18 protein-coding genes are annotated in these 22,125 nt (G+C 57.3%); 15 read left to right on the forward strand and 3 right to left on the reverse strand.

The genetic code is table 11. The features are described 5' to 3' along the window. Positions 1-221 precede the first annotated feature (221 nt). The 3 genes from ACCI51_RS04765 to ACCI51_RS04775 all read right to left on the reverse strand — a co-directional run bounded on the left by ACCI51_RS04765 (position 222) and on the right by ACCI51_RS04775 (position 3,225). Positions 222-1,274: an NAD(P)H-dependent flavin oxidoreductase gene (locus ACCI51_RS04765; RefSeq protein ID WP_371842784.1), complete on the reverse strand. Its 1,053-nt coding sequence runs from the start codon at positions 1,272-1,274 to the stop codon at positions 222-224. A gap of 113 nt (positions 1,275-1,387) precedes the next feature. Beyond that, positions 1,388-2,125, reverse strand: coding sequence for a TIGR04219 family outer membrane beta-barrel protein (locus ACCI51_RS04770; RefSeq protein WP_299584640.1), 738 nt, complete (start codon positions 2,123-2,125; stop codon positions 1,388-1,390). 227 nt (positions 2,126-2,352) lie between these two features. After that, positions 2,353-3,225 carry a LysR family transcriptional regulator gene (locus ACCI51_RS04775; RefSeq protein ID WP_299584643.1) on the reverse strand — a complete coding sequence of 291 codons (873 nt, stop codon included), beginning with the start codon at positions 3,223-3,225 and terminating at the stop codon, positions 2,353-2,355. A 141-nt stretch (positions 3,226-3,366) separates the two neighbouring features. Between ACCI51_RS04775 and leuC the strand changes: the two genes are divergently transcribed. The 15 genes from leuC (at position 3,367) to purF (ending at position 22,031) form a co-directional block, all read left to right on the forward strand. Then, a complete protein-coding gene (leuC, locus tag ACCI51_RS04780) occupies positions 3,367-4,815 on the forward strand; it encodes a 3-isopropylmalate dehydratase large subunit (RefSeq protein ID WP_299584646.1) in 1,449 nt (482 codons plus the stop codon). Then, positions 4,815-5,462 carry a 3-isopropylmalate dehydratase small subunit gene (gene leuD / locus ACCI51_RS04785; RefSeq protein ID WP_299584649.1) on the forward strand — a complete coding sequence of 216 codons (648 nt, stop codon included), beginning with the start codon at positions 4,815-4,817 and terminating at the stop codon, positions 5,460-5,462. Before leuC ends, leuD begins: the two co-directional genes overlap by 1 nt. Before the next feature lie 13 nt (positions 5,463-5,475). Next, positions 5,476-6,549: a 3-isopropylmalate dehydrogenase gene (leuB, locus tag ACCI51_RS04790; protein ID WP_371842785.1), complete on the forward strand. Its 1,074-nt coding sequence runs from the start codon at positions 5,476-5,478 to the stop codon at positions 6,547-6,549. Positions 6,550-6,656: 107 nt separating this feature from the next. Continuing rightward, a complete protein-coding gene (asd, locus tag ACCI51_RS04795) occupies positions 6,657-7,772 on the forward strand; it encodes an aspartate-semialdehyde dehydrogenase (protein WP_371842786.1) in 1,116 nt (371 codons plus the stop codon). A 191-nt stretch (positions 7,773-7,963) separates the two neighbouring features. Next, complete coding sequence (locus ACCI51_RS04800; protein WP_371842787.1) at positions 7,964-8,959, forward strand: Asd/ArgC dimerization domain-containing protein; 996 nt, start codon at positions 7,964-7,966, stop codon at positions 8,957-8,959. Positions 8,960-9,156: 197 nt separating this feature from the next. Next, on the forward strand, positions 9,157-12,447 hold the full coding sequence (locus ACCI51_RS04805; RefSeq protein WP_371842788.1) for a FimV/HubP family polar landmark protein: 3,291 nt from the start codon (positions 9,157-9,159) through the stop codon (positions 12,445-12,447). 169 nt (positions 12,448-12,616) lie between these two features. Continuing rightward, positions 12,617-13,510: a tRNA pseudouridine(38-40) synthase TruA gene (gene truA, locus ACCI51_RS04810; protein ID WP_371842824.1), complete on the forward strand. Its 894-nt coding sequence runs from the start codon at positions 12,617-12,619 to the stop codon at positions 13,508-13,510. Positions 13,511-13,651: 141 nt separating this feature from the next. Further along, positions 13,652-14,263 carry a phosphoribosylanthranilate isomerase gene (locus ACCI51_RS04815; RefSeq protein WP_371842789.1) on the forward strand — a complete coding sequence of 204 codons (612 nt, stop codon included), beginning with the start codon at positions 13,652-13,654 and terminating at the stop codon, positions 14,261-14,263. Between the two features lie 310 nt (positions 14,264-14,573). Further along, positions 14,574-15,797: a tryptophan synthase subunit beta gene (gene trpB / locus ACCI51_RS04820; protein ID WP_371842790.1), complete on the forward strand. Its 1,224-nt coding sequence runs from the start codon at positions 14,574-14,576 to the stop codon at positions 15,795-15,797. A 92-nt stretch (positions 15,798-15,889) separates the two neighbouring features. After that, positions 15,890-16,699 carry a tryptophan synthase subunit alpha gene (gene trpA, locus ACCI51_RS04825; RefSeq protein WP_371842791.1) on the forward strand — a complete coding sequence of 270 codons (810 nt, stop codon included), beginning with the start codon at positions 15,890-15,892 and terminating at the stop codon, positions 16,697-16,699. A gap of 158 nt (positions 16,700-16,857) precedes the next feature. Next, a complete protein-coding gene (gene accD, locus ACCI51_RS04830) occupies positions 16,858-17,712 on the forward strand; it encodes an acetyl-CoA carboxylase, carboxyltransferase subunit beta (RefSeq protein WP_299584673.1) in 855 nt (284 codons plus the stop codon). Between the two features lie 95 nt (positions 17,713-17,807). Next, positions 17,808-19,067: a bifunctional tetrahydrofolate synthase/dihydrofolate synthase gene (gene folC, locus ACCI51_RS04835; RefSeq protein WP_371842792.1), complete on the forward strand. Its 1,260-nt coding sequence runs from the start codon at positions 17,808-17,810 to the stop codon at positions 19,065-19,067. Beyond that, positions 19,060-19,713 carry an SPOR domain-containing protein gene (locus ACCI51_RS04840; protein WP_371842793.1) on the forward strand — a complete coding sequence of 218 codons (654 nt, stop codon included), beginning with the start codon at positions 19,060-19,062 and terminating at the stop codon, positions 19,711-19,713. The genes folC and ACCI51_RS04840 overlap by 8 nt, the downstream gene beginning before the upstream one ends. Positions 19,714-20,006: 293 nt before the next feature. Continuing rightward, positions 20,007-20,501: a CvpA family protein gene (locus ACCI51_RS04845; RefSeq protein ID WP_299584679.1), complete on the forward strand. Its 495-nt coding sequence runs from the start codon at positions 20,007-20,009 to the stop codon at positions 20,499-20,501. A 42-nt stretch (positions 20,502-20,543) separates the two neighbouring features. Continuing rightward, a complete protein-coding gene (gene purF / locus ACCI51_RS04850) occupies positions 20,544-22,031 on the forward strand; it encodes an amidophosphoribosyltransferase (protein ID WP_299584682.1) in 1,488 nt (495 codons plus the stop codon). The last annotated feature ends 94 nt before the right edge of the window (positions 22,032-22,125 follow it).

Consider the following 22,125-nt stretch of genomic DNA (forward strand, 5'->3'; position numbering starts at 1 on the left):
GATCCGCTTTATTCGCTAAGTAGGATTTATCTGTAACGCATTGAAATGGGCTGTTGCCCGGCTTTTTAATGCGTTTGGGGGTTGGCAGGTAGAATTTACTGGAGCCCTGCGCCTATCCGCTGCACTACTTTACGCGTTTGGTTCAAGTCCGGGGATCTCCCTGCCTTTCTAAAAGCCTTCCATCGCCTTTAATTTATCTACTGAGGGTTTCTGTGGATGTTTTACTGGGTGGCTTCCAGTTCGGCTACGAGGGTGGTTATCAACTCTTTCGCGGGTAGCGCTCGGCTTAGGGGGGCTCCCTGTCCTGCCCATTGCACCACAAAGTCGTCGCTATCTGCGGCAGTTGAGGCGCTGGCGAGCGCTTTGCCGGCGCTATAACAAATTGGGTAGTCCGGTAAGGCGGGTGCGTTCTTGTCCAGTTCCCGGTAGAAGCGATTGGCGAGGCCGCGGGCTGGCCGCCCGGAGATATTGGCGGTGATAGCGGTGTTGTACACCCGCTCACTTTTTAACGCTTTGCGATAGTTTTCATTGGCGGCGGATTCAGGGCTAAGAATAAAGGCGGTGCCCATCTGTACGGCACTGGCGCCGAGGGAGAGGGCGGCGTGTATGCCAGCGCCGTCCATAATACCGCCGGCGGCAATAACGGGGAGATTGCTCTGGCAGCAGAGTAGTCGCACTAAAGTGAAGGTGCCTATTTCGCGATCCTCCTCGGGTACAAATACACCCCGGTGGCCTCCGGCCTCCACGCCTTGGGCCACCAGAGCATCCATTCCCGCATCTTCAGCAAGCTGTGCTTCTTCGGGATTGGTGGCGGTGGCGATCAAGGTGATGCCTGCCTCTTTGAGGGCGGAGATAGCGGCTTGCTCAGGTAGGCCAAAATGAAAGCTCACAACTGCGGGCTTTTCTTCCAGCAATACAGCTAGCATATTCTCGTTGCCTATAAAGCTCGGATAGGGTTCGTGTAGCTCTTGTGGGGGGAGGGTATCGAACTCTTTAAAATAAGGTGCCAGGTGATTGAGCCAGGCGGCTTCGCGATCGGTATCCGCAATGGCGGGCCGATGACAAAAGACATTGACGTTAAAAGGGTGCCCGGTGAGTTCGCGGGTTTGCCGGATTGTTTCAGCGGCTTTTTGCGGAGAGTAAGCGCCAAGGCCGATAGCGCCGAGCCCGCCGGCATTTGAGACTGCCGCGGCGAGTTCTGGGGTGGAAACACCGACCATGGGTGCTTGAAGGATGGGGTGAGAAATTCCCAGAGTTTGCAGAAGTGGTTGCACTGCCCCGTTTGCCTCGCTGTCCTTTTGTTTAGTCCACCTTAGGGGAATTCCAGCACGCTAGCTATAGCGTGCCGGTGGTTTTTGCGAATTGAGGGCAGGTTTAGGACAGGACCTTATAGGTGCAGATTGAGACCAATATAAGGGCCTTTGATCTCGATATCGCTGTGCAGATCGTCCAGTTCATCCAGGTCCAGGCTCATTATGCGGTAGCCTCCTTCAATAGCCAGATCTACGGCGGGTACAAATTTCCAGCGTACTTTGGCTGTGAAGTCGGTGAGCGTATCCCCGCGATAGGCGGTGCCATTGCCTTGGGCAATTACAGACCAGCCGCTAAATGGAAGGTCAAAGCGCGCCATTGCATAGGCCATGGGCAGGTAGCCATCCAGTTTAATGGTTTCGGAGCGCTCTTCGCTGATGGCGGTAAATTCTCCGTCATACATACGTGCGGTGAGGCCGAGATCCAGGTTGACCCAATTGTCCAGTACTTCGTAGTAGAAGGTGGCATCGGTATGGGTGAGATCTAGGTCGGAGTTGATTGTCGCTCCAGTCTGAAAAGTTTCATCGTCGAAAGTTACGCTGCTTTGCAGTTCGGCACTGCCATCGGTATCGATCTTGCTGTGTGCGAGCAGGAGATTGGGTACCAGGGGGATTGGGTGTTCCAGTGCGGCCTGAATAAAAGTGATGTTGTCTTCGCTGAGGGAGAGCTTGTCCACATTGAAGTCATCTTTACCAATATTACCGCTGTAATTTGGCAGCCAGGCACCGACGCTCGCATCAAAACCGAGAATCGTATCAGCGCTGGCGACACTGCTGGTGAGTAGGGCGCACAGGGCAATAGCGGATTTATTCATGAGTTTTTCTCCGTGATAAATTTTTCGCGGAGTGTACAGGGTTATTTTTTATGTGCTGCTGTAAGTTGCACATTTTTACACATCACTTTGCGAATGAAGTGAAAATGGCGCGTGAAATCATTGTGTATTGCCGTTAAGTCGAATGGAGATGAGTTTTGCCATTCAGCCGACATAACTTTAAGTACTTTTGGAGCCGGTAGGCTGTTGTGTGGGCGCCGTGCCGCGGCTCAAGGGTTTGCCTCGAATAGCATTCGCTGCAGGGCACTGGCGGCGTTGCTCAGGGTGCGACCACGGTGGCTGATTACGCCAAGGTTGCGCAATACCTGCAGTTTTTTCACCGGCAAAATCGCCAGGCTCTCATCTACCAGTGTGTGCGGCAATACACTCCAGCCGAGGCCGACACAGGCCATCATCTTGATGGTTTCTAGAAAATTGGTGGCGAGTTTGGCGCTGAGCTTCAATTTCTGCGCGTCGAATTCCCGTTTGATCAGGCGCCCGGTGTAGGTATTGAGGTCCGGCAATATAGCGGGGTAGTTGGCCAGGTCAGCCAGTTCCAATTCAGGGATTTTGGTGAGAGGGTGGCCGGGTGCGGCCACCACCACACAGGGATCCGGCCAAATAACCTGTGCATTGAGATGTGGGTACTCTTTTAGGGCCAGGGTAACCACGGCCAGCTCATATTTGGCCGCCATAAGGGCTTCATAGGCCTGTTCCGAGTCCACAAAATCAATATCCAGAACTACTTGCGGATAGCGGTTGCTGAATTGCTTGAGCACTGGGGGCAAGTGGTGCAAGCCCACATGGTGGCTGGTGGCGATACGCAGGCTGCCGCTTACCGTGTCGCCAAGGGCGCGCAATTCTTGCTCGGTATCGCTGATTTCATTGAGGATATGGCGGGCGCGGGGCAGCAGCGCGCGTCCGGCATCGGTAAGCTGCAGCCGTCGGCCTATGCGGTCAAATAGGGGCGCCTGTAACTGCTGCTCCAGAGCCGCGAGGCGTTTGCTGGCGGCGGGCTGGGTCAAATGCAGATGCTCTGCCGCCCCGGACACCGAGCCGCGCTCGGCGATGGCCAGAAAAGCCTTTAACCACTGAATCTCCAATCGCCATACCTCCTGCCTGGGAACTCTTCGCTCAATGGTAACTCAAATTCCATATTGGAATACATTTAATAATAAATATAAATTGGTGTTATTTTGGGGCTCTGGGTAGACTCGAGTCCTTAACTATTGAGAGGAATCGTTGTGGCAGGGCAAACACTCTACGACAAACTTTGGCAGGATCACCTGATCAAGACTCGAGAAGACGGCTCTGCGCTGATCTATATCGATCGCCATTTGATTCATGAGGTAACCTCGCCCCAAGCCTTTGAAGGGTTGCGGCTGGCCGGGCGCAAACCCTGGCGCAGGGACTCCTTGGTCGCTACTCCGGACCACAATGTGCCCTCCGAGGCAGTAGAGCGCGCTGCCGGTGTTGCCGGCATTCGAGATGATGTTTCCCGTATCCAGGTACAGACCCTGGATGAGAACTGCCGGGATTTCGATGTGGTGCAATTCGGTATCAACGAGCCCGGGCAGGGCATTGTGCATGTGATTGGCCCGGAAACCGGCGCCACCTTGCCGGGTATGACCGTGGTGTGTGGCGACTCCCACACCTCCACCCACGGCGCTCTGGGCGCGCTGGCGCACGGTATTGGTACCTCCGAGGTGGAGCACGTGATGGCCACCCAGTGCCTGATCCAGCGCAAAATGAAGAATATGCTGGTGCGTGTGGATGGCGAGTTACTCCCCGGCGTTACCGCCAAAGATGTGGTGCTGGCGATAATCGGCACAATCGGCACCGCCGGTGGCACCGGCTACGCCATTGAGTTCGGAGGTGCAGTCATTCATAGCATGTCCTTGGAAGGCCGTATGACCGTGTGCAATATGGCCATCGAAGCCGGTGCCCGTGCGGGCATGGTGGCGGTGGACCAGATCACTCTCGATTATGTGCAGGGTAAGCCCTATGCACCGAAGGGGGAGCATTGGCAGCGGGCTGTTGAGGCCTGGAGTCATCTGCACTCGGATGATGATGCGGTGTTCGACGACGTGGTAGTGCTGCGCGGCGAGGAAATTGAGCCCCAGGTGAGCTGGGGGACCTCCCCAGAGATGGTGGCGCCGATCAATGCCTATGTGCCCGATCCCTCCGCTGAAAGTGACGCGACCAAGCGCACGGGTATGCAGCGGGCACTGGACTATATGGGGCTGAGGGCTGGACAGAAGATCAGTGATATCCACCTGGATCGTGTATTTATCGGTTCCTGCACCAATTCCCGTATTGAAGACCTGCGCGCCGCTGCGGCTGTGGCCAAGGGGCGCAGCAAAGCTGACAGTGTTAAACAGGTTTTAGTTGTGCCCGGTTCTCAGGCCGTCAAGGCCCAGGCGGAGCGCGAGGGGCTGCACAAGGTTTTTATTGAGGCGGGCTTCGAGTGGCGCGAACCCTCCTGCTCTATGTGTTTGGCGATGAACGCGGATAAGTTGGGGGCCGGTGAGCACTGTGCCTCTACCTCTAATCGCAATTTTGAAGGGCGTCAGGGTTACGGCGGTCGCACCCATTTAGTGAGCCCCGCCATGGCGGTGGCCGCGGCGATTGCCGGACATTTTGTCGATGTGCGCGAGATGGCGCCGCTGCAAGCGGAAGAGGAGATGGCCTGATGAAAGCATTTACCCAGCATGCGGGTCTCGTGGTACCAATGGATCGCGCCAATGTGGATACCGATCTGATTATTCCCAAGCAGTTTTTGAAATCTATCAAGCGCACGGGTTTCGGCCCCAACCTGTTTGATGAGCTGCGCTATCTGGATGAGGGCTTTCCCGGCCAGGATTGCGCCGACCGACCGATCAACCCGGATTTCCCGTTGAATTTCCCCCGCTATCTGGGTGGCTCGGTGCTGCTGGCGCGGAAGAATTTCGGTTGTGGTTCCAGTCGTGAACACGCGCCTTGGGCGCTGGAAGATCACGGCTTCCGCGCAATTATTGCGCCGAGTTTTGCCGATATCTTTTTTAATAACTGCTTTAAAAATGGGCTGCTGCCGATCGTATTGCACGAAGAGATAGTGCATAGCCTCTTCGAGGAAACCCATACGCAGGAAGGCTACACACTTACCATCGATCTGGAGCGTCAACATATTCTAAAACCCTGTGGCGAAGTGATCCCCTTCGAGGTGGATGCGTTCCACAAGCACTGCTTAATCAACGGGCTCGACCATATCGACCTGACTCTGGAACATGCCGAAGATATCCGCGCCTATGAAGAAGCGCGGCGAGAAAAAGCTCCCTGGCTTTTCGATGCGGTTCAGTAAAAAGGAAATTCCTGTGACGAAAAAAGTAATGATTCTGCCGGGCGACGGTATTGGTTCGGAAATTGTCGAGCAGGCGATGGCGGTGTTGGAGGTCGCGGCGGAAAAATACAAGCTGGCGTTGAGCTTGCAGCAGGGCTTGATTGGCGGCGCCAGCCTAGATGCCCACGGTGAACCTCTCACCGATGACACACTCAGAGCCGCGGGTGACTGCGATGCGGTGTTGCTCGGCGCTGTCGGGGGCCCACAGTGGGATACCCTAGAGCGGGAAATCCGCCCGGAGAAGGGCCTGCTGAAAATCCGCAGCGGTCTCGGTCTCTATGCCAACTTGCGCCCGGCGATTCTCTACCCGCAGCTGGCCGAAGCCTCCTCGCTCAAACCGGAGGTGGTCGCCGGGCTGGATATTTTGATTGTGCGTGAACTCACCGGCGGTATTTATTTCGGCGAACCCCGCGGCATCCGCACCCTGGAGAATGGTGAGCGGCAGGGCTTCAACACCTACGTGTACAGCGAATCGGAGATTGAGCGTATCGCGCGCTCGGCCTTCGAGGCGGCGCAAAAGCGCAATGGCAAGCTCTGCTCGGTCGATAAGGCCAACGTATTGGAGGTGACGGTGCTCTGGCGCGAAGTACTGGATCGCCTAGCGCCGGAATATCCGGATGTAGAATTGACCCATATGTATGTCGACAATGCCGCCATGCAGCTGGTGCGCGCACCCAAGCAGTTCGATGTGATAGTGACCGGCAATATGTTTGGCGACATCCTCTCCGATGCCGCCGCCATGCTCACCGGTTCTATCGGTATGCTGCCGTCCGCCTCCCTGAATGAAAATGGTTTCGGCCTCTACGAACCCTGCCACGGCTCCGCGCCGGATATTGCCGGGCAGGGGATTGCCAACCCGCTTGCCACTATTTTGTCCGCGGCCATGATGCTGCGCTATTCCCTAAATATGGGAGAGGCGGCAGATGCCATTGAGGCGGCGGTGAGCAAAGTGTTGGAGCAGGGGCTGCGCACGGCGGATATTTACACCGATGGCTGCCGCAAAGTCTCGACCAAGGAGATGGGTGCGGCCGTTGTCGCTGCTCTCTAAGCGGCGACAACGGCCGCTATATTCACCATTACATCAAATTCGCTATTACGCTATCGCGCCGCTTTCCCGGTGGCGCACTCTAATCACATCATAAATAGGACAAGGCAATGCAAAAGATAGGTTTTATCGGCTGGCGGGGTATGGTCGGCTCGGTATTACTGGAACGCATGCGCGCAGAGGGTGACTTTGCGCATATCGCTGAACCGATCTTCTTCTCCACTTCCAATGCCGGCGGTAAGGCGCCGGATATCGGTTGTGAATTGCCGCCCCTCGGCGACGCTTATGATATCGATGCGTTAGCGACGCTGGATGCGATTGTCAGTTGCCAGGGGGGCGACTACACCAAAGAGGTTTTCCCCCGGCTGCGCGAAGCCGGCTGGCAGGGCCATTGGATCGATGCGGCATCCAGCCTGCGCATGCAGGAAGATGCGGTGATCGTGCTGGACCCGGTCAACCGCGACGTTATTGATCGCGCGATCGCTGCGGGGCAAAAGAATTTTATCGGCGGCAACTGTACGGTAAGCCTGATGCTGATGGCCCTGGGTGGGCTGTTCAAAGCGGACCTTGTCGAGTGGGTCAGTGCCATGACCTACCAAGCCGCCAGTGGTGCCGGTGCGCAGAATATGCGCGAGCTGATTGCGCAGATGGGCGCGATTCGTGACGGTGTGGCCCCTGAACTGGAAAACCCAGCCAGCGCTATTTTGGATATCGATCGCAAGGTGGTTGCGGATATGCGCTCGGCAGAATTCCCCACCGCCCAGTTTGGCGCTCCACTGGCTGGCAGTCTGCTGCCCTGGATCGATACCCAGCTGGAGAGCGGCCAGAGTCGCGAAGAGTGGAAGGCCGAGGTGGAGGCCAACAAGATTCTGCAGACGCAGAGCCCGATCCCGGTGGATGGTACCTGTGTGCGTATCGGCGCTATGCGCTGCCACAGCCAGGCGTTCACGATAAAACTGAAAAAAGATCTGCCACTTGCCGATATCGAGCAACGGCTGAATAGTGCCAATGACTGGGTCAATGTTGTACCCAATACGCGCGAGGCCACTTTGCAACAGCTGACGCCGACGGCGGTAACCGGCAAACTGGATATTCCAGTGGGGCGCCTGCGCAAGTTGAGTATGGGGCCTGAGTACTTGAACGCCTTTACCGTGGGGGATCAGTTGCTCTGGGGGGCGGCCGAGCCACTGCGCCGCATCCTGCTGATTTTGCTCGGTAAGCTGTAACTGGTACGGCTTGGCATAAGTTCTCTGGCGGCGCATATTTCAGTGCTTGTTAATAGAGGACATTTTGCCAAGCTGTGAACCCGATCAACTAAAAAGCTGCTACTGGTTGTCATAGCGGCTTTTTCGATTTTCCCCCATGGGTATAATCGCCCCCTCATTTTTTCCTTTCCAACTCAACGAAGTGAATAGTCATGTCCGAATCCACCCGCGAACTGGTCATTGTCGGTGTCGATAACGCCGCCTTTGCCCCTCTGCTGGAAATCCTGGAGGAGCGGGAAATCATCACCGCTGAGCAGCTGCGTTTGCTGGAGAGCGAGGAGCGCGAGGTGGACCCGCAGGTATTTGCCAATCGCAGTATCTCTGTGCAGCCCCTGGAAAAATTCACCTTTGCCGAGGGGCAGGTAGTAATACTGTTGGAAGCCAGTGATGCGATCGCCGCGGCGATGGGCAGCGCTGAAAGCAGTGGCGCCTGGGTTGTGGATGCGGCAAACAATACCCGCGGGGATGAAAGTGTCGCTTTAATCCATCCCGCCTTCAATAGTGCGGAGCTCTCCAGTGTGGAACGCCGTATCGTAGCACTGCCCAGTGCTGGTGCGGCCATGGTGGCCGAAGTTCTAATGCCCTTGGCAGAACATCTGCAAGGGGTTGAGGTTCAGCTCAACCAGCCGGTATCAGCCTTGGGTAAAGCCGCCATTGACTCTACAGCGGCGCAGACCGCGCGTATGTTCAGTGGCCAGGATGCAGAAGTTGATCCGGCCATCGGCCATCGACTCGCCTTTAATCAACTCAGCGCCAGTGAAGCCCTGCTCGCCAGCGGTCACACCCTCGGAGAGCTGACCCTGATTCACGACCTGCGTCGCCTACTCGGTGAAAATGTTGCCGTGGATGCCGGTATTAACACGGTTTCCGTCTTCCACGGTCAGTTAGCCAATCTGGGTATCGTTTTGCGCGAAGAGGTCGACCTGGGGAAAGTACGCGCGCTGCTGGCGAATGGTACGCGCCTGAAGTTGGCGGAGCAGCCCTCGGCGGAAAATGCCGTGGGAAGTGACGTGACGATCATCGGCCGTTTGCGTCAAAGTCTCCTCAGCAAGCGACAGTTAAACCTCAGTGCAGTGTCCGACAACCTGCGCAAGGATGTTGCTATCAACTGTGCGCAAATTGCTCACTTGTTGCTAAAAAACTACTGATATTTAATACTTAGCCGCCATAGTGAAGGTGTAATCTTAACTTTGGTCCGGCTGTGAGTGGCGAGATATTCGTCGCAGTTGGTGGCCGTCGCTACGGCGGTCAAATAGTCGAACGATTACCGTTCAGTAATGGGGATTTTCTGAAGGCGCGCTTTTCGGAAGCCCTGGGAAGATTCTAACAATAAAGGGAATCGGATATGCGTGTGCGTAAGTTGGCACTTGCAGTTGGTCTAGTCGGTGCAATGGGAAGCAACGCGACTCTGGCGCTCGGACTGGGGGAGATCAAACTCAACTCCACCCTTAATCAGCCGCTCAATGCGGAAATTGGCCTGCTGCAAACACGCGGCCTGGATGATAGTGAGATCAAAGTACGCCTGGCGGGGCCGGATGAATTTGATCGCGCGGGTGTGGAGCGCTCCTACCTACTCACCTCACTGCGTTTTGATGTGGATTACTCGAGCGGCAAGCCGGTGGTCCGTATCACCAGCCGTGAACCGATCCGCGAACCTTTTCTGAACTTCCTGGTGGAAACCCGCTGGCCCAGTGGGCGCCTGCTCAGGGAATACACCTTGCTGATGGATTTGCCGGCGTTCTCACCGAGCGCTGCCCCACAGCCGGTGCGCGCTGCCGAGCGCGAGCGCCAACAAGTACGCCGCGATACCCAGACGCAAAGGCCTGCGCCGCGCCCGGCACAGCCCGTACAGCAGCCGGTTGCCCAGCCCGAGGTGGAGCAGCCCAGCGAGCCCCCGGCTGTAGAACAGCCCGAGCCGGTGCGCCGTCAGCCCCAGCGCGCCTCTGCGGATAACCGTAATAGCAGCCAGGTGTACGGCCCGGTTTCTTCCGCCGACACTCTCTGGGCAATTGCTCTGCAAAATCGCGCCAATGGCGAATTTTCCGTGCAGCAGACCATGCTGGCAATTCAGCGTCTGAACCCCGAAGCCTTTATCAACGGCAATATCAACCTGCTGAAGAAAGGTGCGGTGCTACGCCTGCCCAATAGCGATGATCTGCGCAGCTTGAGTCTCACCGACGCAATTTCCGAGGTGGCCCAGCAAAATGACTCCTGGCGCCAGCGCAATGGCGCCGAAGAGGTCGCCACGGCTGCGCCATTGGATGCGCGCCCCGTGGAAGAAGAGCGCGTTGCCAGCAGTGAGATTGAAGGCCGTGTAAGCCTGGCGGCCCCCGGCGACAATGAATCGGTAACGTCAGGTTCCGGTAGCGGTGCCGAGGACAGTGAGGCGCTGGAAGGCGATCTGACCGTAGCCGAGGAAGAGCTGGATAAAACCGAGCTGGAAAACACCGAGCTGCGCGAGCGCATCGCCGAGCTCGATGAGCAGATCGATACCATGGAGTCTCTGGTTGAGGTCTCCAGTGAAGAGATGCGGGCGGTTCAGCTCGCCGCAGAGATGTCCGCCGAGAGTACCGATGTCGATAGTGCGGAAATGGCCCCTGGGCTGGATGACTCCCTTGCCGACGAGTCTCTGGACGACGCAGTTGATGAGCTCGAAACGGAGGCTGTCGCCGAAGAGCCGGAATCGCGCAATCGCGTAGTGTCTGTACAGACTCAGCCCGAGCCCACTTTGATGGAAAAGCTCGGCGATAATCTGCAGTTAATCGGTATTGGCGCTGGCGGTTTGCTGGTGGGGCTGTTTGGCTTCTTTACCTGGCGCCGCCGCAAGGCCGAGCAGGAGGCTGAGCAGCAGTTGGAGCAGCAGATGGCTGCGGAGGCATCGCCACTGCATCTGCCCGAGGAGAGCGCTGCAGAGGATGAAACCCTCGCTGCAGTGGAGAGTATGGAAGCCAATGATGCTTTCGATCTCAGTGATTTGGGCGATGTGGGCACCGACGATCCTATTTCCGAGGCGGAAATCCACCTGTCTCTGGGGCAGTACGAAGAAGCTGAAAGTAAGCTGCTGCTGGGGCTGGAAAAAGACCCCCAGGTAGTGGATGCGCGCCTGATGCTCATGGAGGTTTACGCCCACAACCAGGATATTGAGAAGTTCGACGATCACTATATCCAGCTGCTCGCTATTAGTGACGGTCCCGTCGCAGACCGTGCCGCACGCCTGCGCGAAACCATAGCCGGCGCACCGGATTTCGAGGCGCCGTCAATGGATTTCTCCAGTGAATCCCTGGAGGCCGCTCAACTCGATGATATCGGTGCTTCTCTGGAGGAGGATTTCTCCATTGTGGAACCGGTCCACTCACCGGTGGAAGCGCTGGACGGTGACAATTCGTTGCTCGACGACCTCACAATGGACTTGACCCTGGACGATGAGAAAGCCGATGGCGATGTCGCTCAGGACCTATCGCTCGACCTGGACGATGCTTTTATAGAACCGGCTCTGGATTCGGCTGACGCTGTCGATCTGGATAGTGAATTCAATCTCGATGACCTGGACCTCAACAGCGCTCTGGATACCGATGCGCTGCAGGATCCGTCACAGGCCGACGGTGAATTGAACCTCGATGATCTCGACCTGGGAGAGCTGGATCTCGGCGATCTCAATAGCGGCGAAACCGATGAGTTTTCCCTGCAGGAGTCGGCGGTAGAAGACCTCTCTGAAGGCACCGGTGAGGCGGAAGGGGGGCTGGCGCCGATCGATTACGATACCTCTGAGCTGGACCTGGACACTCTGGATATGAGCGCTGCCGGCAGCGATGAGGCCTCAGACGATGCGTTTGTGGCCGAGCCTGAACCGGCGGAAAAGAGCCGTTCTGGCGGCACAATTGGCGGTTTGGACTTCGAGTTGGATCTCTCCATGATGGAAGAGAGCGCTCAGGCGTTGCAGGCTGAGGGGGTCGCTGCGGTCGAGGGTGATCTTCAGGCCCAGGACGAACTGTCATTGGAGGCATTCTCCGACAGCGATCTGGATATGATTGGCTCCGGGCTGGACGATGAGTTGGATCTCGATAGTATCGATCTCGATGATATTGCCGGTGATCTCGCCGCGCCAGACTCCCTGGAAGTCGATACCGCGGTCTCCGCGGCAGAGAACCCCGAGATCGCAGAGTTGCCATTAGAAGACGACCTCGACTTTGATCTGGCTTCTCTGGAGGCTTCGGGAGAGGCCCTTTCTATGGGGGAGAGCGCTGTTGACGAAGCTTTTTCTCTCGAAGATGAGCTGGCTCTGATCGATGAATCCACTGACGGCGACCTTGCGGTGACAGCCGAGTTGGGCGTCGATACGGAACTCGAGCTGGAAACGGCCATAACTCAGGCCCAAGCTGTAGAGGCGACCGTTGCCCAGCAGCAGGTTGCCGAGTCGGAGTTTGCCGGCCTCGATTTCAATCTGGAGAGTGATCTCAATTCCGAACTGAGTCTGCTGGAAGGCGGTGACGAAATGGGGACCAAGCTGGAGCTGGCTCAGGCCTACATGGATATGGGTGACACAGAGGGGGCCAGGGATATCCTCAAAGAAGTGACCCAGGATGGCAGTGGTGAACACAAGAGCCGAGCCGAAGAAATGCTGGAGCGCATGGTGTAAGTACCCTGCTCACTCCGCTAAAAAAACCTCGCACTGGCTGCGAGGTTTTTTTATGTTGTCGGGCAATCCCCGGCGCACCCCTGGTCGACAGTGACGTGGCTGGGTTACAGGTTTTATTGGCGTGGGCCACTGGGTATTGTGGCGGCGCACATTGAGTGATCTTGCTGATATGACGCAGGCGACAGAGCGCGAATATATTTACAAAGCCAACGGTGAGGTCCCTCCCGGTGAGCAGTTGCCCGAGGGATTGCGCCGTATTGCCCTCGGTATTGAATATTGTGGTGCGCGGCTGCACGGCTTTCAGAAACAGAAGTCTGCAGCGGAAACCGTGCAGGCGCACCTTGAGCGGGCCCTGTCAGCCATCGCCGTGGAGCCTGTTACTCTGGTTTGTGCGGGGCGCACCGACGCGGGGGTACATGCGACCAACCAGGTTATTCATTTTGATACCTATGCCCAGCGCCCTGGCCGCGCCTGGGTTCAAGGGGTAAATACCAAGTTGCCGGATTCGGTGCGGGTGCGTTGGGCCCAGGAGATGCCCGCGCAGTTTCACGCACGCTTTTCCGCTTTTGCGCGCAGCTACCGCTACCTGATTCACAGCGCGCCAACCCGCTCGGCACACAGTGCAGCAGAAGTAACCTGGACCCAGCACCCGCTGGACCTAGAGGCTATGCGCGCGGGGGCGAAGCACCTGGTTGGTCGTCACGATTTCAGCAGCTTTCGCGCTTCACAGTGCCAGGCGAAAAGCCCAGTGCGCGAGATCACTCGCCTGGATATCGCCCCTGTGGGCCCGCTAATTGTGCTGGAGGTGAGCGCCAATGCTTTTTTGCATCACATGGTGCGCAATATCACCGGTGCGCTGATGGCGGTGGGGCGGGGAGAGCGTCGCCCCGGCTGGGTACAGGAGGTGTTGGCGCAGCGCGATCGCTCTGCTGCCGGGGTCACTGCGCCGCCATTTGGACTGTACCTGGTGGATGTGCAGTATCCTCCGGAGTTTACATTGCCGGTGAAGGAACCGGGGCCCCTGTTAGTGCCCCTGCCTCTCGGTTCGCTAGCGGTGAGCTGAAGGCTGCTGGCGTACTTTCTCCGCCAGGCTTTGGATTCGGCTTTCACTGGGGTGGCGCGCGTTTCGTACCAGGTATCAATCTGCTAGTATCCTGGGTTCCCTCATTTTTTGTTGGCCGCTCGGCTGGCTCCAGGTTAAGCGATGCAAGTGAAGATTTGCGGCATCACCCGTATTGAAGATGCCCTTATGGCCGTTGAAGCTGGCGCGGATGCGCTGGGACTGGTGTTTTATAAGGCGAGCCCGCGCGCGATCGACCCACAGGCTGCCGCGGCTATCGCAGCGGCGGTTTCCCCCTTCGTGACCCTTACCGGCCTGTTTGTGGATGCCGCCCAAGGTGAAGTGGATCAAGTGTTGGAATCCGTGCCTCTCAACCTTTTGCAGTTTCACGGTGAGGAGGGGGCTCGCTATTGTGAGCAGTTCCGCAGACCCTATATCAAAGCCCTGCGTATGAAAGAGGGGCTGGATGTTATTGCCGCCATGGAGGCACATCCCAAGTCGCGCGGCTTTCTGCTGGATGCCTATCGCCCCGGAGTGCCCGGTGGCACCGGAGAGACTTTTGATTGGGATAGGGTGCCACAAAATAGTGGCCGCCCCATTGTCTTGGCGGGAGGTTTGACAGCCGCTAATGTGGCTGGCGCTATCGAGGCTGCGCGCCCCCAGAGTGTGGATGTCAGCGGTGGTGTGGAGCAAGGTCCGGGCGTTAAAGATCCGCAAAAAGTGGCTGCCTTTATTCGCGCGGCGAAGAGCAGCTAGTCCGGGAGATTAAATAAAATAAGCGACACAATGAGGTGCCGCTTGCCGGCAGGTCCGGCGCGAATCGGTGAATGCCAGCAGATCCGTGTATCTGTGCCAATATTGACCGGTGACGTTTAAAGTGGTCAGAAAAACGCATTAATTCAGATTATTTGCGGCACACGGATGTGCCGCCCGCCGGTAGGCCCGGCGCGAACCGTTCAATACCAGCAGATCCACGTATCTTCGCCGGTATTGGCCGGTGATGTTTAAGGGGTTCAAGAGGAACACCTTAAACGGTAGGAAAAGAAACCCTTGTGATCGACGGAGTATGAGTGTGAGTAAGCCAGGTGCTATTGATTTTTCCACCTTCCCGGATGCCAGCGGGCATTTCGGTCCGTACGGCGGTCGCTTTGTATCGGAGACGCTGATTGGCGCATTGGATGAACTGCAGGCGATGTATAGCCGCCTGAAAGATGATCCAGAATTTGTCGCTGCCTTTGACTACGATCTTGCGCACTACGTCGGGCGGCCATCGCCGCTGTATCTTGCTGAACGTCTGACCCAGCAGGCCGGTGGAGCGCGTATCTGGCTTAAGCGCGAAGATCTCAATCACACCGGTGCGCACAAGGTAAACAACACTGTGGGGCAGGCCCTGCTGGCCAAGCACAGTGGCAAAAGGCGTGTTATCGCCGAAACCGGTGCAGGTCAGCACGGCGTGGCTACAGCGACAGTGGCCGCGCGCTTGGGACTGCAGTGCACTGTTTATATGGGTGCGGAGGATGTTAAGCGTCAGTCCCCGAATGTTTATCGAATGAAATTACTGGGTGCTGAAGTGGTGCCGGTACAGTCCGGTTCCAAGACATTGAAAGACGCCATGAACGAAGCCATGCGCGACTGGGTGACCAATGTCGACAACACTTTCTACATCATTGGTACCGTGGCCGGCCCCCATCCGTATCCGCAACTGGTGCGCGACTTCAACTCTATTATTGGCCGTGAGGCGCGCCGCCAGAGCCTGGAGCAGTTCGGCCAGCTACCCGATGCCCTGGTGGCCTGTGTCGGTGGTGGTTCCAATGCTATCGGCTTGTTTCACCCTTTCCTCAATGATTCTGAAGTGCAGATGTTTGGTGTAGAGGCCGGTGGTGAAGGCCTGTCCACGGGTAGACATGCTGCTCCATTAAACGATGGTATTCCCGGTGTCCTGCACGGCAACCGCACCTATCTGATGGAAGATGAGGATGGTCAGATAATCGAGACTCACTCGGTATCGGCGGGGCTTGATTACCCGGGTGTAGGCCCGGAGCACGCCTGGCTCAAGGACATCGGTCGTGTCCAGTATGTCACCGCCGATGACAAGGAGGCCCTGGAAGCTTTCCGTCGCCTCACCCGTACCGAGGGGATTCTGCCGGCGCTGGAATCCAGCCATGCGGTTGCCTATGCGATGAAGCTCGCGGCGGAAATGGCATCGGAGCAAAATATCGTGGTGAACCTGTCCGGTCGTGGAGACAAGGATATTTTCACCGTTGCCGCAATCGACGGTATTGAGGTTTAGTGTGGCGGCGCCCGCTCTCAGCGCGGGCGAGCTGCAAAAAATACGGACCAAGTGAGCTGGCACAAAGCCAGGAGTAGCTCAGGGAACACACAGTGACTGAACAAAACAGAATTGACTGCCGCTTTGCCAGACTGCGCGGTGAGGGCCGCAAGGCCTTGGTGACTTATATTGTTGCCGGTGATGGCGGCCTGGAAAATACCGTGGCGCTGATGCATCAGCTGGTGGCCAGTGGTGCCGATATTATCGAGTTGGGCGTACCTTTTTCAGATCCCATGGCGGAGGGCCCGGTAATCCAGAAAGGGCATGAACGCGCTCTGGCCAATGGGGCCTCCCTGCGCAAGTGCCTGGGATTGGTGCGGGACTTTCGCCAGGTAGATGCGGAGACCCCGGTTATCCTGATGGGTTATGCCAATCCGATTCAGCGTATGGGCGAGCGCGCCTTCACCGATGCGGCTCTTGAGGCAGGTGTTGACGGTGCGCTTACGGTGGATCTGCCCGCGGAAGAGGCGGGCCCTCTGAGTGCGCTGTTGGCGGAACGCAATCTGCGCAATATTTTCCTGTTGACCCCCACAACCAGCGAAGAGCGTATTCGTGAGATTACTGGGCTGGCCAGTGGTTTTGTCTACTACGTCTCCCTGAAAGGAGTTACCGGCGCGGGACACCTGGACCTCGACTCTGTACGCGATAACCTCGAACATATCCGCACTTTTACCGATCTGCCGCTGTGTGTGGGCTTTGGTATCAAAGATGGTACTTCGGCGCGCTCGGTTAGTGCGCATGGCGATGGCGCAATCGTGGGTAGCGTATTGGTCTCTGCGGTGGATGAAGCCGCAGATCTGGCCGCAGCCAAGGCGAGTCTTGGGGAGATTGTCAGCGAGATGCGCCAGGCCCTGGATCGCTAGCGCCTCTCTTGCCGCAGACGCGAAACTGGCCAGAAAGACAAAAATAGCGGCTGATCTGGCTGGGTTTGACGTTCAGCTTAGTGTTTTAATTCGTAGTCTGAAACTCACCGGTCGGTAAAATGGACCGGCCTATAAAAGCATCCGGATTTGGAAACGAGATGAGCTGGTTAGAAAAAATTGTTCCCGCAGTGATTCGCACAGAGCGCCGCGCCGGCAACAGCAAGGTTCCTGAGGGCGTGTGGAAGAAGTGCGTCAAATGTGACGCCATGCTTTACCGCCCAGAGCTGGAGCGCAACCTGGATGTGTGCCCCAAGTGCGATCACCACATACGCATTGGCGCGCGCCGTCGGCTGGATATTTTCCTCGACGAGGAGGGACGCGAAGAGCTGGCCACCGATGTATTGCCGGTGGATCGCCTAAAGTTCAAGGACGTCAAGAAATACAAGGACCGCCTGGTACAGGCGCAAAAATCCACTGGCGAAAAAGATGCGCTGGTGGCTATGCAGGGCACCCTAAACGGGGCGCCGCTGGTGGCTGTGGCCTTTGAATTCGCTTTTCACGGCGGTTCTATGGGCTATGTGGTGGGTGAGCGCTTTACCCGCGCGGCCCAGCGTGCCCTGGAGCAGCGGATTCCGCTGGTCTGTTTCTCCGCTACTGGCGGGGCGCGCATGCAGGAAGCCCTGATATCCCTGATGCAGATGGCCAAGACCTCGGCCGTCCTGGAAAAAATGAAGATGGCAGGTGTGCCCTATATCTCCATTATGACGGACCCGGTGTACGGCGGTGTCTCGGCCTCTTTGGCTCTGCTAGGCGATATCAATGCTGCGGAGCCAGGGGCTCGCGCGGGGTTTGCCGGCCCCAATATTATCGAGCAGACCATCCGGCAGAAATTGCCCAAAGGTTTCCAGCGCAGTGAGTTCCTACTGGAGCACGGTGCTATTGATATGATTATTCCGCGCAGAAATATGCGCTCTACGGTCTCCCGTCTGTTGGGTAAACTGAGCGGTAATTAATTTCCCCATTCCCCGGAGGCACCATAGCAGCCAGTAAAGACACTGGCTGCTGTCTCTCACCAGCGATCTATCCAACTATGTCTGCATTGCAACCTATGTCCTCATTGCAAGATTGGCTCATCCGCCTGGAGCGGTTGCACCCGACTGAAATTGAACTCGGCCTGGAGCGTGTTTCTTCCGTCGCTGAGACCCTGGGCGTGCAGAAGCCTGCTCCCCAGGTCATCACCGTGGCGGGCACGAATGGCAAGGGTTCCTGTGTTGCCGTTATGGAGGCGCTTTTGTGCCGTGCCGGGCGCTCTGTGGGTGCCTACAGTTCTCCCCATTTACTGCGCTTTAATGAGCGGATGCGTATCAATGGTGATGAGGTATCCGATCGGGAGCTGGTGGATGCTTTTATCGCGGTGGAGGCTGCCCGTGGCGACACGAGCCTGACCTATTTTGAATTCACCACCCTGGCAGCACTGTGGCTGTTTCAGCGTGCAGGCGTGGAGTTCGCCCTGTTGGAGGTCGGCCTCGGTGGGCGCCTGGATGCGGTCAACCTGGTGGATGCGGATCTGGCCATTATCACCAGTGTGGCGGTTGATCACGAGGGTTGGCTGGGCAGCGATCGGGAAGTGATCGGTCGCGAGAAGGCCGGTATTTTGCGCCCCGGAGCGCCTTTCGTCTGCGCCGACAGTGCGCCACCGCAATCGGTGTTGTCGGCGGCAGAGAAGCAGGCCAGTTCCAGCTATTTTATTGGACAGGATTTCAGTATCTCCCCGAGCGGGAGCCGTGAGACCTATCATTTTGGCGAGCTGGCACTGCCGATCCCGGAGATCAGCCTGCCGCGCCCCAGTATTGCGGCAGGACTTACCGCTCTGGCACTGCTGGATGCCCTGCCGGGGGCGGGCGCAGAGACTGCCTTGGCTCAAATAGCACTGCCAGGGCGCTGCCAGCAAGTGCATTGGCATGCGCGAAACTTACTGCTCGATGTTGGACACAACCCGGCGGCGGCAGAGCATTTGGCCCGCTGGTTGGCGTCTCATCCGGTGGCGGGGCAGACCCACGCCCTGGTGGCGGTTATGCAGGATAAGGATCTGCCCGGTCTGTTCGCCCCTCTTGGCGGCGTTGTTGACCGCTGGCACCCGGCCCTGCTGCCGGAAAATACCCGCGCCGCAGAGACTGAGGCGCTGCTCACAGGTTTGGAGCAGGCCGGTATTGCGGAGACGAATGTGGATCAGCGCTGTCCAACTGTTGCCGATGGGTTGCAATTACTGCTGCCGACCCTCGGTCCACAGGACAGGTTGCTTGTATTTGGATCCTTCTTTACTGTGGCGGAAGTTCTGCAGCAGGTGCGAGACGAGGGTAATGGATAATTGCGAGGATAAGTCCCCCGGCAGGGGACGGCTGAACGACGGTTTCAAACAGCGTATTGTCGGAGCGCTGGTTCTGGTTGCGCTCGCCGTAATTTTCCTGCCGAGTCTGTTGGACCAGGAGTCCAAAGGGCATATCAATGCAGTGAGTCAAATCCCCGCGGAGCCGGATATTCGCCCGATCGAAATTGCCAAGCCGCAGCCTGTCGCCGATGTAGCGCCTGCGCCAGCGGCCGATGAGATTTTCCAGCCGGAAGTGCCAGAGAAGTTCTCCAACCCCGCCGAGGGCGCGGCAAAGTTCGCCACCGCAGATGCTCCAGTGCAGCATGCCAATGCTGAGGGCGCTACGGAGTCGGCACCGGGCGCGGCGAAAAAAGGAGCCTCCCCCCTGGTGGATGCACAGGGGCAGCCCGTGGCCTGGGTGGTGCAGGTAGCTTCCTATAAAGATGACTCCCGTGCTCAACAGTTGCGTATGCGCCTGATGGACGAAGGTTTCCGCGCCTACACCCGTGCCGTGGAAACCAAGAAAGGGCGCTTTGTCAGGGTCTTTGTTGGCCCCCAGGTCAGCAAAGCCGATGCGCAGACTCTCAAGCGGGAGCTCGATACTCTGCTGCAGGCGCAGACTCTGGTACTTCGCTTCAAGGCCTGAAGGGTTATTAGCCGGCCAAATCCCAGCAGATTCGCGTATCTGCGCCAGTATTGCATAGTCAGGCTAACCACCCGGCCCCACAGGCTCGCTCCGAGAGGCGCAGTACGGGGTAGACGGGTGTTCCGCCGGTATTTTTTTTCGGTATCACCCCATTGCTGTATGGCGATTTGTCCAAGGAATTTTGCCGTTCAGGTCTGAAATTCCAATCGGTTCGTCTACGGCTTCACGCGCCTAGCCCCTTAAGTTAGAATGCGCGCTCTTCGCGGCAGCAGCCGCCACGCAGGTAGGGTTGAATGAATTGGGCTGACTGGACCATCGTGGCTATTGTGGGTATTTCCACACTTATCGGCCTTAGTCGAGGTTTCGTGCGCGAAACCCTGTCGCTGCTCACCTGGATTGCCGCTTTTATTGTTGCGATGATGTTTCGCGAACAGCTGGCGCCACTGCTCTCCAATCTTGTCGACACTCCTTCTGTCCAGGCGATCGCCGCCTTTGCCATTTTGTTCTTCGGTACGCTCCTGGCCGGAGCCGCCCTGAATATGATGCTCTCCGCTTTTGTCGAAGCCACCGGTTTATCCGGCACCGATCGGGTGTTGGGTATGGTATTTGGCTTGGCGCGGGGCGCCATTGTGGTGATGGCATTACTGATCCTGGCACCGGCACTGATACCGGTGGAGCAGGACAGTTGGTGGAATCAGTCGGTGTTGATTCCCCATTTCCTCGAGTTTGAGGATAGTGCGCGGGAGCTGGCCAAGTCTGTGAAGGGCTTTTTCGTAGAGTTATTTTAATCGGGCGCTAGCGCCGCTTTTTCGATCAATAGGGTCAAATATATGTGTGGTATCGTCGGTATCGTCGGTAAGAGTGATGTCAATTTGCAGCTCTATGATGCGCTCACTCTGTTGCAACACAGGGGACAGGATGCCGCGGGCATCGTGACCTGTGACGATGATCGCCTGAACCAGCAAAAAGCCAATGGCCTGGTACGCGATGTGTTCCGCGCTCGCCATATGGAGCGTTTGAAAGGTAACTTTGGCATCGGCCACGTGCGCTACCCCACTGCGGGTAGCTCCGGTCCCGCTCTGGCGCAGCCGTTCTATGTGAACTCTCCTTACGGCATCGCCATGGCGCACAACGGTAACCTCACCAACGTGGGTAATGTGGTGGAGGAGATCTTCCAGCAGGACCTGCGCCACATCAATACCGATTCAGACTCCGAAGTACTGCTCAATGTGTTCGCCCACGAGCTGCACAAACTGCACAAGTTGCAGCCCAAGGCGGAAGATATCTTTACCGCCATGCGCGGTGTGCACAAACGTGTGCGCGGTGCCTATGCCTGTGTGGCCCTGATTGTCGGTTACGGTATCGTCGCTTTCCGCGACCCCAACGGCATTCGCCCGCTGGTGTACGGCAAGCGCGAAACGGAGAGGGGCACCGAGTATATGGTGGCCTCTGAGTCTGTGGCCCTGGATGTTCTGGGCTACACCCTGGTGCGCGATGTGGCGCCGGGTGAAGCGCTGTATATCGAGCTGGACGGCACGGTTCACTCCGAGCGGTGTGCGGAGCACTCGACCCTCACTCCCTGTATTTTCGAGCATGTGTACTTTGCCCGCCCGGATTCCATTATGGATGGCGTTTCCGTACACAAGGCCCGCCTGCGCCAGGGCGAGCATCTAGCGGACAAAATCCTACGCCTGCGCCCGGACCACGATATTGATGTGGTGATTCCCATTCCCGATTCCGCCCGTACCGCTGGCCAGACCGTGGCACATCGCCTGGGGGTGAAATTCCGTGAGGGCATGGTGAAGAACCGCTATATCGGCCGTACCTTTATCATGCCGGGACAGAAGCAGCGCAAAAAATCTGTGCGTCAGAAGCTGAACGCCATTGAGTTGGAATTTCGCGGTAAAAATGTGTTGTTGGTGGATGACTCCATCGTGCGCGGTACGACGTGTAAGCAGATTATCCAGATGGCTCGCGATGCCGGCGCCGCAAAGGTGTATTTCGCCAGTGCGGCGCCCGCAGTGAAATACCCGAACGTGTACGGTATCGATATGCCTTCGGTCACCGAGCTGGTTGCGCACGATCGCACCACCGAGGAAGTTTGTGAGGAGATCGGTGCAGACTGGTTGGTCTATCAGGACCTGGAAGATCTGGTGCTAAGCTCCAGCGGCGGCAAGCAGAAGATCGATCGATTCGATTGCTCCGTGTTCGACGGTAACTATATTACCGGTGACGTGGATGACGAATACCTTGAGAGTTTGCACGCGGCACGCAACGACGACGCCAAGCGCAAAAAGGCCAACACCAGCGCCCTGTAAGTAGTCTGAAGTGGCGCGCTCTTCACGGCAGAAGAGGGCGCCACGCACGGCCGTTTCGGTTAAGATTAGCGCTTCCGTAAATACTGACCAGGAA

It is taken from the genome of Microbulbifer echini (assembly GCF_041447225.1).
GTDB classification, from domain to species: Bacteria; Pseudomonadota; Gammaproteobacteria; order Pseudomonadales; family Cellvibrionaceae; genus Microbulbifer; species Microbulbifer echini.